Below are 9,847 nucleotides of genomic sequence, written 5' to 3'. Positions count from 1 at the left end.
GTGTCGATCGCCGATGCCGCGTTTTCGTCTCGATATCGAATATGACGGCAGCCTCTTCGCCGGCTGGCAGCACCAGGCGGATCAGCCTTCGGTGCAGCAGGCGATAGAGCAGGCGATCGAGAAATTCAGCGGCGAGGCGGTGCGGTTGCGCGCCGCCGGCCGCACCGATGCCGGCGTGCATGCGACCGCACAGGTGGCGCATGTCGACCTCGCCAAGGCGTGGCCCAACGATAAGGTACGCGACGCCATCAACGCGCATCTGCAGGCGGCAGGCGCGCACGTCGCCATCCTGCAGGCGGCGGTTGTCCCCGACGATTTCGATGCCCGTTTCTCGGCCACCGGACGGCACTATCTCTACCGCATCCTCAACCGGCGCGCGCCGGCAGCGATGGAAAAAGGCAAGGTCTGGTGGGTGCCGAAGCGGCTCGATGCGGGCGCCATGCACGAAGCGGCGAAAGTCCTGCTCGGCCGGCATGACTTTACCACCTTCCGCTCGACGCAGTGCCAGGCCAACAGTCCGGTGCGGACGCTGGAGCGGCTCGATGTGAGCCGCCAGGGCGACCTGATCGAAGTCAGGGCCTCGGCGCGCTCGTTCCTGCACAACCAGGTGCGCTCCATGGTCGGCTCGCTGAAACGCGTCGGCGACGGCGGCTGGACGGCTGCCGATCTCAAGGCCGCGCTCGATGCGCAAGACCGCGCCGCCTGCGGTCAGGTGGCGCCGCCCGATGGGCTTTTCCTCATCGGCGTCGACTATCCAGAAAAATTCTAGGCCGGGGCGGCGGTCGGTACGGTGATGCCGAGCAGCGCCACCAGGCCGAACAAGACGGCCAGGGACACCACCAACATGCCTGCGAACACGGCGCTGCCCACAGCCGCGCCCTTGCCGATCGCGGCATTGGTCATCCGCCAGGTGAGCACCAGCGACAGCACCACCAGAACCAGCCACACCAATTCGGCGACTGGGTTGCCGGGCGGCAGGAACAGCCGGATCAACGCCGATGGCAGCAGCATCCAGGCGGTGATTGCCGACGCCCAGTTGCTGGCGACGACGTAGTGGACGAAGCGGTCGCCAATGCCGGCGCGCGACGCGACCAGGGCAAGCGCGACCAGCGGCAGCAGCCACGAGCCGAGGTCGACGGTTGCCAGGCGGACCAACATGCCCAGCCGCCCGGCAAACGCATTGGGGTCGCCGATCTCGTTGGCCGTGCCGACCCAGCCGACGATCATCGCCGGCGCAGCGACGACGATGGCAAAGAAGGAATTCCAGAAACCGTCCGCCGACAGGTCGAGCAGCCGCAATCCGTCGGCCTTGCCGAGCATCAGCCGCCAGGCGCCGGTAAGCGATGAAGAGGTCTCGTCAACCGAAAGCATGATCAGCCTTGCTCGAACCAGTCTTCGATGAAGCGCTGGTAGATCTGGGTCAGCGTTTCGAGGTCGGTCAATGCGACGCGTTCATCGACCATATGCATGGTCTTGCCGACCAGTCCGAACTCGACCACCGGGCAATAGTCCTTGATGAAACGGGCGTCCGAGGTGCCGCCCGAGGTGGAAAGCGCCGGCTCCTTGCCGACCGCCGCCTTGATCGAGCCGCGCAGCGTATCGATCAGCTTGTCGTCGCGTGTCAGGAAGACGTGGCTCGGCCGGTCGCGCCACACGAGCTCATAGTCGACAGGGGTTTTCTTGCCGGTCCGGTATTTCTTGCGCTTGGCCGCCTGGTCGAGCCGGTTGTGGATCTCGGCCTGCACCGTCTCGGCCGTCCAGGTGTCGTTGAAGCGGATGTTGAAGGTCGCCGTCGCCTTGGCCGGAATGACATTCGTCGCCGGATTGCCGACATCGATCGAGGTCACTTCCAGATTGGTCGGCTGGAAATCCTTGGTTCCCTTGTCGAAGACAGGGTGGAGCAGGGCCTCGACCAGGCTCATCAGACCGCGCACCGGATTGTCGGCAAGCAAGGGATAGGCGACATGGCCCTGGCGGCCGTTGACGGTGACGCTGCCCGACATCGAGCCACGCCGTCCGATCTTGATCATGTCGCCGAGCGCGTCCGGATTGGTCGGCTCGCCGACGATCGAGGCGTCCCATTTCTCGCCTTTGGCCGCCGCCCAGTCGAGCAGTTTTGTCGTGCCGTTGATGGCCGGGCCCTCTTCGTCACCGGTAATCAGCAGCGAGACCGAGCCTTTCGGCCCGCCCTTTGTTTCGACGTGGCGCGCCACCGCGGCGATGAAACAGGCGATGCCGCCCTTCATGTCGACGGCGCCGCGGCCGAACATCTCGCCCTTGGCGATTTCGGCGCCAAAGGGCGGATGCGTCCACGACGCCTCGTCGCCGACCGGCACCACGTCGGTATGGCCGGCAAACATCAGATGCGGCCCATTGCCGGAGCGGCGCGCATAAAGGTTCTCGATGTCCGGCGTGCCGTCTTCGGAAAACACCGGGCGTTCGACGGAAAAGCCGAGCGGCTTCAGCATGCCTTCCAGCGCGGCCAGCGCACCGCCCTCGGCGGGTGTTACGGAGGCGCAGCGTATGAGGGTCGCGAGGTTGGCGGCGGGATCGGTCGGCAATGTCATGGGCAAAGCGATAATCGAAAGCGAAAGGCCTGTCACGGTCAGAGATGATGACCGGTCCTGTCGCCGACATTATGGTTTTCATGTCGTATAGTGCAGGCCAACACCGGATTATCGCATGGCCAACGCCGAAAAGACCATCGTCATTGCCGGCGCCGGCAGTATCGGCTGCTATGTCGGCGGCTGCCTGGCGCTGGCCGGACGCAAGGTGGTGTTTTTGGCGCGGCCGCGCATCGCGGAGGCCTTGCAGGGCGGTGGGCTGCGCGTCACCGACCTCGATGGCCGCGACCGATCCATCAAGCCGGTGTCCGTCACCGCCGACCCGGCCGCCGCCCTGGCCATTGCCGATTTGGTGCTGGTGACGGTCAAGAACGGCGCCACCGAGGAGATGGCGGCGCTCATTGCGACACACACTCGCGGCGATGTCGTGGTGGTCAGCCTGCAGAACGGTGTCGGCAATGCCGACCGGTTGCGCGCCGGGCTCGGCTCTCGACCGGTGCTGGCCGGCATGGTGCCTTTCAATGTCGTCCAGTCGGCCGAAGGCGAGTCGCCGCTTCAGGTGCATCGCGCCAGCGAGGGCAAGGTGATGATCGAAGACGGCACGGCCGGCCTTGCCGGCCTTCTCGATGTCGAAGGCCTTGCCGTCGAAACCCATGTCGACATCAAGGCGGTGCAGTGGGGCAAGCTGCTGATCAACCTCAACAATGCGCTCGTCGCGCTGTCCGGCCTGCCGCTGGCGAGTGAGCTTGCCGACCGCCGCTGGCGGCTGATCCTTGCCGGTCAGATCGACGAGGCGCTGGCGGCGATGAAGGCGTCACACATCGCCCCGGCGCGGATCGGCGGCCTGCGCCCCGGCCTGCTGCCGAAACTACTCCGGCTGCCGGACTGGCTGTTCCGGCTGGTGGCACGCCGCATGCTGGCCATCGACCCACAGGCGCGCTCGTCAATGTGGGACGACCTCCAGCGTGGCCGGCCAACCGAAATCGGCGACCTGCAGGGAGCGGTCCTGAGCCTTGCCGAAAAGGCCGGCACGCAGGCGCCTTTGCTGAAGCGGGTCACCGCGCTGGTGCGGCAGGCCGAACGGGAAAAGCGCGGGTCACCCGGACTGACGCCGGACGCCGTCGCCGGATAGGCCGCTCGCCCCAAGGGTCAGACTTTGGCCTGCACATGAGCCCGGAAAAAGCAGGCACGCCGCCACCGCTGCGTCACAGCTTTGGCGCGCGCCTCGGAGCCGGCGCCTTGCTCGCCGGACGTGGCGCCGGCAGCGGCTGCACCGCCGGATGGTTCTCGATCAGCGTGATCTTCTGCCAGATCTTGCGCGACAGGTTGGACGCCAGGTTCTCGATGTCGTTGACGCCGTCGATGACCACATCGTCGTTGACCGACTGCGCGAACAGCGCAGCGATCTTGCCGGTGATCGACAGCATTTCCGAGCAATAGTCGAGGTAGCGCGCCAAGTCCGCGGCATTGGTGATGCGCGCCGGCGAATGCGCGGTCGGCCTGAAATTGGCAGACAATGCGGCCGGATCCTTGGTCAGCTGGTGCATGTCGATGACATGGATCAGCGACCTCAGCCCGTGCAGCTGGCGAAACACCCGCTTGCGCTTGATGCGCTCCTCGGTGCGGATCAGAGCCAGCAAGCCGAGCACGGCAAGGATGATCATGTTGATGGTGGCTTCGATGCCTTGCACCGACTGCACCGCGTCGTCGGCCTGCGAGATGTGGATGAGCGGCAGGATGGTGCCGACGAACAGGAAGATCAGCGCGCCGGCGACAACGGCAGCGACGATGGCGCCGCGCAGCCACCAGATCGGCGCCTCGAGCGCCTGCGCCGCCTTGGCCAGGTCGCGCGACAGCGACACCAGTTCGGCGGCGACACCGCGCAGGCCTGCCTCGGGAAAACGCTCGGCGACGCGCCCCTCCAGCCGCTCGGCGGTGTCGATGATCAGTTTCGGATCAAGCGTGCGGTAGCGCATGGCGAGATATCCGGTCGGCCCTCAGGGTTGTGCGGGCGAATTGGTGTGCCGGCCGTAGCGGTTGGGTCCGGGATCACTTCTGAAGCAGGCTAGAATGAGAAGAAGAATCGGGCCGATGATAAGAGAGATCAACGCGTAGTAAGTCGGCTTGCCGAAATCATGGAAACGCTTTGCGGTGACCGCGAAGCTCGACCAGGTCGAAATCAGCACCACGGTCCAGAACACAGTGGCCCACACCTGGCTATTTGCGGTGCCGGGCTCCAGTCTGGCAAACTGGTAGAGCGGGAAAAACTGGGCGAGCAGCAAAAGCAGGCCGGCCAGCGCATACGCACTTGGGCTGACGCGGCCTGAGGTTTTGAAGAAAAGCCAAATGAGGTCTGTTTTATTAGCCAAGCGGATCCGGTCCGTATTGATTGGCGCCCCTGTTGCCTTCGAGGATGCCCAGCTCGACGATAAGCCAGATCGCTCCGATGAACGGCACCAGCGCGATAAGTGTCCACCAGCCCGACTTGTTGCGGTCATGCCAGCGCTTGGCGTAGACGGCGAAGACCAGATAGAGCGTGGCGATCACATAGATCAGGTAGACGAAACCGTAGGGCATGTTGTTGAACGTGGTGCCGATGATGTTGTCGATGATGATGGCGATGATGGCGCCGACGAATATCACACCAACGCAAGCCCAGAACTTGGCGCGATTGATGCGGCCGTCAAAGCTGGTCAGAAGGTATTTCCAGTCCATGTCACCCCTCCATGCGGAATCAGCGCGACGGAATGTCGCGCCGGCGGAAGGTGCGTCCGTTTGCACAAAAGATCAATCGCGCAGCAATTCGTTGATCGAGGTCTTGGAACGGGTCTTGGCGTCGACCCGCTTGACGATGACGGCGCAGTAGAGGCCAGGGCCCGGCTCGTTGTTCGGAAAGGCCTTGCCCGGCATCGAGCCGGCGACGACGACGGAATTCGGCGGCACTTCGCCATAAAAGACCTCGCCGGTGGCGCGGTCGACGATCTTGGTCGACTGGCCGATGAACACGCCCATGCCGAGCACCGAGCCCTCGCGCACGATGCAGCCCTCGACCACTTCCGAGCGCGCGCCGATGAAGCAATTGTCCTCGATGATGGTCGGGCCGGCCTGCATCGGCTCCAGCACGCCGCCAATGCCGACGCCGCCCGACAGATGCACGTTCTTGCCAATCTGGGCGCAGGAGCCGACCGAGGCCCAGGTGTCGACCATGGTGCCGCTGTCGACATAGGCGCCGACATTGACGAAGGACGGCATCAGCACCGCGCCCGGCGCGACATAGGCCGAACGGCGCACGATCGACGACGGCACGGCGCGGAAGCCGGCCTTTTCGAAATCGACCGCGCTCCAGCCGTCGAACTTCGAGGCCACCTTGTCCCACCACACCGCCTGGCCGGGGCCACCCTTGATGATCTCCATCGGAAAGAGCCGGAACGACAGCAGCACCGCCTTCTTCAGCCACTGATTGACATGCCACTTGCCGTCGGCCTGGCGCTCGGCGACGCGCACCGTGCCGCGGTCGAGCAGGTCGAGCGCGGACTGGATGGCGTCGCGCGTTTCGCCGCGGGTCGCGGTCGAAATCGTGTCGCGCTCCTCGAAGGCCTTCTCGATGGTCTTTTCGAGGCTCGCCAGATCAGGCTTCGACATGATTTCGCTCCGTTACCGCGCTGTTAAGGCCATCGCCTTAACCTTGTTTTGAAAATCGCGCGGACCCTATGTTAAGGCGTATTGGGGGTCAATCGCGCGTGCGCCATGGGACGGCGCAAGTGAACTGTTGGGACGGGTAAAGCATATGACTCCTATGGAAAAGGCAGGATGGACGCCGCTGCCGCATTCGGACGAGGATCTGGAGCGCTCGAAAAGCGTGCCCGATACGCCGCAGACGCGTGCCGACACCTATCGTCTCGCCTGGAACGATCCCGACTTCATGACGCGTCGCGAATTGCGCGCGGTGCGGCTGCAGCTCGAACTGTTGAAGCCCGAAATGATTCTGGCCGAACGCGGCATCCGCTCGACGGTGATCCTGTTCGGCGGCGCGCGCATTCCCGAGCCCGGCGGCGACGCCTGGGCGGCCAAGAACGAGACGCAGAAGAAGAACCTCGAGGAAAACAGCAAATATTACGAGGAGGCGCGCAAATTTGCCCGCCTCTGCTCGCAGCAGTCGGCCACCTCCTATTATCGCGAATTCGTCGTCGTCACCGGTGGCGGGCCGGGTGTCATGGAAGCGGGCAATCGCGGCGCAGACGATGTCGGCGCGCCGTCGATCGGCCTCAACATCGTGCTGCCGCACGAGCAGGCGCCGAATGCCTATGTGACGCCGGAGCTGTGCTTCAACTTCCACTATTTCGCCATCCGCAAGATGCATTTCGTCATGCGCGCCAAGGCCGTCGCGGTGTTTCCGGGCGGCTTCGGCACCATGGACGAGTTCTTCGAGACGCTGACGCTGATCCAGACGGGCCGAATGGAGCGCGTGCCGGTGATCCTGTTCGGCAAGGCGTTCTGGAAAAGGGCGATCAATCTCGATTTCCTGGCCGAACAGGGCACCATCACGCCCGGCGACCAGGACATTATCGACTTCGTCGACACCGCCGATGAGGCGTGGGGGATTATCAGCCGGTTCTATAAGCTCTGAGAACCACCCTCGCCGGCCAGTGGTTGCGGCCGATGGATGAGCGTGACCAGCACGAAGGAAATGATCATCAGCAAGTACCAGGCCCCGAGCTTGTCGATCGAAACCGGGGTCCAGCCGGCGTTCTGATTGGGATAAATCCAGGCACGTGACCATGTGCCGATATTTTCGGCGAACCAGATGAATAACGAGACCAGGAGAAAACCGACGAGCAAAGGCATTTTGTGGCGAAAGCGGAAGACCCGGTAGTGAACGACGGTTCTAAGGTAGATCGCCGCCGTTGCCGCGAACAGTCCGTAGCGCAAATCGACGATGAAATGATGCGTGAAGAAGTTGGCGTAGATGGCCACCGACAGAAGTATGGTCGCCCAGATCGGCGGGTAGAATGTGAAGCGAAAGTCGAAAATACGGGCGATGCGGGCGAGATATGAGCCGACCGCCGCGTACATGAATCCCGAAAACAGCGGCACGCCGACGATACGGATCAAATTGTTCTCGGGATAAATCCACGAGCCGGCCGAGGTTTTGAAGATCTCCATGGCGGTGCCGACAATGTGGAAGACAAGAATGACCTTGGCCTCCTCCAGCGTCTCCAGCCGCAAGACCAGCATAGCGATTTGAACAGACAAAGCGGCGAGGAACAAAAAGTCGTAGCGCGCCAACATGGCATGCTCGGGCCACGAGAATTTCGTGGCGATGATCAAGGCCAGCATGGCGCCGCCGAACAGACAGGCCCAAGCCTGCTTCAGGCCGAACACCAGGAATTCGACCAGCGCGCCGGAGAGCCCGTGCGCCGGCAACCGGTCGAGCACGCCATGAGCGGCGGTATCGATCCGCTCCTCGAAGGACGTGAGACGCTTCAGGCGTCGACCTCGACGATTGCGGTGAGAAAACCGGCAAGGTCGTCGGTGACGAAATCGACGTCGTCCTCATTGGCCGGGTCGCGTTCCCAGATCTCGGCAAAGGTCGGTTCGAAATTGCGCGGCACCACCAGCACCGTGGTCATGCCCAGCGATTTCGGCACCGCCAGATTGCGGGCGAGATCTTCGAACATCACTGCATTGTGGCCGGTGACGGCATGCAGTTCGGCAAACTTCTCATAGGTCTGGCGCGACGGCTTCGGCGTCAGCCCGGCGGCGACGATGTCGAATATGTCGTCGAAATGGTCAAGGATGCCGAGCTGGCGCGCGGTCCGCTCGGCATGCCTGCGGTCGCCATTGGTGAAGATGAATTTGCGGCCTGGAAGCTGGCGGATGGCGGTGCCGAGCACCGGATCGGGCACCAGCCACGAATAGTCGATATCGTGCACCTTTTCGAGGAAGTCGTCGGGGTCGATGCCGTGGCGCGTCATCAGCCCGTTCAGCGTCGTGCCATATTCGAGATAGAGTTCCTTCTGCAGCTTGCGGGCCTCGTCACGCGGCAGCGTCAGCAATTCTCCGACATAGGCCGTCATCTTGACGTCGATCTGCGAAAACAGATTCGAATGGTGCGGATAGAGCGTGTTGTCGAGGTCGAACACCCAGTCGGTGACATGGGCGAAGCGGGCGGGATCGGGCGACGTGGTCATGGCGTCCTTATGGCACGAAATATCTGCCGTTCGAACCCCTTTCTGATGGCAGGCTTATCCACAACCTATACGCATCTAGAGTTGTAAAAATGGGCTCACCATTCAAATTTTAGCCATCGCCGAAAGGTGGCCTTCAGGGCTTGCTGGCACAGAGACGGTTCAGTGGGAGCCAGCGATGAGTCGCATAGTTTTAAAGTCCGCCGCCGTCGCGTTCGGCTCGGTAGCCGTCTCGCTTTTGCTGACGCTTATTGTCGTTCCCGCCATGGGTTTTCCGGTCAGCCGCACCATCTGGCTGACGTCAACGGTGTGCCCGCTGGCGCTCGCCTGGATCGCTTGCGCCAGCACCTTCTGGCAGAGCGACAGGCTGAAAGGCGCGCATCGCGACCTCGCCCGCGCGCATGCCCAGCTCGCCGCCGCGCACCGGCGTCTGTCGGAGAAGGCGAGCCGCGACGACATGACCGGCATGCTCAACCGCGAGAGCTTCTTTGCCGCACTCGACGGCTCGCGGCGCAAATCCGATCGCGGCGCGCTGCTGATCATCGACGCCGACCATTTCAAGGCGATCAACGACAGTTTTGGCCATCTGACCGGCGATGACGCGCTGCTGTTGATCGCCAGCGCCATCGAGCGTGGCGTGCGCAGCGGCGACGTGCTTGGCCGCATCGGCGGCGAGGAGTTCGGCGCCTTCCTGGTCGGCGCCACGGGCGCGGAGGCCAGGCGCGTCGCCGAGCGCATCCGCCGCGAAGTGGAGCTGATCCGCTTCCGCCCGGTCGACGAGCGCACGGTGCCGCTGACCGTCAGCATTGGCGGCATCACTTGCGGCGAGGACGCCAATGTTTCGGAACTGATGCGCGCTGCCGATCTGCGGCTCTACGAGGCCAAGCACCGTGGCCGCAATCTGTCGATCCTGGACCGGGACATTTCCGAGGCCGCCTGAGGCTCCCGACCATGCTCGCTAAGGTTTTGCTAACATTGTTTTTACGCAACCGCGCCGTTTACCCGGTTGTAAGCCGTTTACCACTAGGACTGGCACGGAAATGGCTTGTCTGGCCGGCACGTGTGCCGTTCAGGGAACGCCATGCGTGGATCGAA

The 9,847-nt window shown here is 63.4% G+C and carries 12 protein-coding genes; 4 read left to right on the top strand and 8 right to left on the bottom strand.

Annotation, left to right across the window (positions count from 1 at the left end; genetic code table 11):
• The first annotated feature begins 13 nt into the window (after nucleotides 1-13).
• Nucleotides 14-769: a tRNA pseudouridine(38-40) synthase TruA gene (gene truA / locus AC1DYC_RS30200; protein ID WP_477411330.1), complete on the top strand. Its 756-nt coding sequence runs from the start codon at nucleotides 14-16 to the stop codon at nucleotides 767-769.
• Here the strand turns inward: truA and AC1DYC_RS30195 are convergent.
• Nucleotides 766-1,371, bottom strand: a complete 606-nt coding sequence (locus AC1DYC_RS30195; RefSeq protein ID WP_477304994.1) for a transporter — start codon at nucleotides 1,369-1,371, stop codon at nucleotides 766-768. The genes truA and AC1DYC_RS30195 overlap by 4 nt on opposite strands.
• 2 nt (nucleotides 1,372-1,373) lie before the next feature.
• Entirely contained in the window at nucleotides 1,374-2,567 is a 1,194-nt protein-coding gene (gene dapE / locus AC1DYC_RS30190; protein ID WP_477411329.1) for a succinyl-diaminopimelate desuccinylase, read from the bottom strand.
• A gap of 115 nt (nucleotides 2,568-2,682) precedes the next feature.
• Here dapE and AC1DYC_RS30185 point away from each other — a divergent pair, with 115 nt between their 5' ends.
• On the top strand, nucleotides 2,683-3,696 hold the full coding sequence (locus tag AC1DYC_RS30185; RefSeq protein ID WP_477411328.1) for a 2-dehydropantoate 2-reductase: 1,014 nt from the start codon (nucleotides 2,683-2,685) through the stop codon (nucleotides 3,694-3,696).
• Between the two features lie 73 nt (nucleotides 3,697-3,769).
• On the opposite strand, the gene AC1DYC_RS30180 is transcribed toward AC1DYC_RS30185, so the two are convergent.
• The 4 genes from AC1DYC_RS30180 to dapD form a co-directional block, all read right to left on the bottom strand.
• On the bottom strand, nucleotides 3,770-4,540 hold the full coding sequence (locus tag AC1DYC_RS30180) for a hypothetical protein (RefSeq protein ID WP_477411327.1): 771 nt from the start codon (nucleotides 4,538-4,540) through the stop codon (nucleotides 3,770-3,772).
• Nucleotides 4,541-4,561: 21 nt separating this feature from the next.
• On the bottom strand, nucleotides 4,562-4,933 hold the full coding sequence (locus AC1DYC_RS30175; RefSeq protein ID WP_477411326.1) for a DUF805 domain-containing protein: 372 nt from the start codon (nucleotides 4,931-4,933) through the stop codon (nucleotides 4,562-4,564).
• Nucleotides 4,926-5,279, bottom strand: a complete 354-nt coding sequence (locus AC1DYC_RS30170) for a DUF805 domain-containing protein (protein ID WP_477411325.1) — start codon at nucleotides 5,277-5,279, stop codon at nucleotides 4,926-4,928. Before AC1DYC_RS30170 ends, AC1DYC_RS30175 begins: the two co-directional genes overlap by 8 nt.
• A 72-nt stretch (nucleotides 5,280-5,351) precedes the next feature.
• Entirely contained in the window at nucleotides 5,352-6,206 is an 855-nt protein-coding gene (gene dapD, locus AC1DYC_RS30165; protein WP_477411324.1) for a 2,3,4,5-tetrahydropyridine-2,6-dicarboxylate N-succinyltransferase, read from the bottom strand.
• 145 nt (nucleotides 6,207-6,351) lie between these two features.
• Between dapD and AC1DYC_RS30160 the strand changes: the two genes are divergently transcribed.
• Nucleotides 6,352-7,191 carry an LOG family protein gene (locus tag AC1DYC_RS30160; protein WP_477411323.1) on the top strand — a complete coding sequence of 280 codons (840 nt, stop codon included), beginning with the start codon at nucleotides 6,352-6,354 and terminating at the stop codon, nucleotides 7,189-7,191.
• On the opposite strand, the gene AC1DYC_RS30155 is transcribed toward AC1DYC_RS30160, so the two are convergent.
• Nucleotides 7,179-8,051 carry a DUF817 domain-containing protein gene (locus AC1DYC_RS30155; protein WP_477411392.1) on the bottom strand — a complete coding sequence of 291 codons (873 nt, stop codon included), beginning with the start codon at nucleotides 8,049-8,051 and terminating at the stop codon, nucleotides 7,179-7,181. The two genes, AC1DYC_RS30160 and AC1DYC_RS30155, sit on opposite strands and share 13 nt — an antisense overlap.
• Nucleotides 8,048-8,755 (bottom strand): pyrimidine 5'-nucleotidase, encoded by a 708-nt coding sequence (locus AC1DYC_RS30150; RefSeq protein WP_477304979.1) that lies wholly within the window; start codon nucleotides 8,753-8,755, stop codon nucleotides 8,048-8,050. The genes AC1DYC_RS30155 and AC1DYC_RS30150 overlap by 4 nt, the downstream gene beginning before the upstream one ends.
• Before the next feature lie 175 nt (nucleotides 8,756-8,930).
• On the opposite strand from AC1DYC_RS30150, the gene AC1DYC_RS30145 reads away from it, so the two are divergent.
• Nucleotides 8,931-9,692 (top strand): GGDEF domain-containing protein, encoded by a 762-nt coding sequence (locus AC1DYC_RS30145; protein WP_477411322.1) that lies wholly within the window; start codon nucleotides 8,931-8,933, stop codon nucleotides 9,690-9,692.
• Nucleotides 9,693-9,847: the final 155 nt, after the last annotated feature.

The organism is Mesorhizobium sp. P2_E7 (assembly GCF_056403855.1).
Note: the sequence above shows the minus strand (reverse complement) of the source record. Positions and strands in the feature narration are given on the sequence as shown.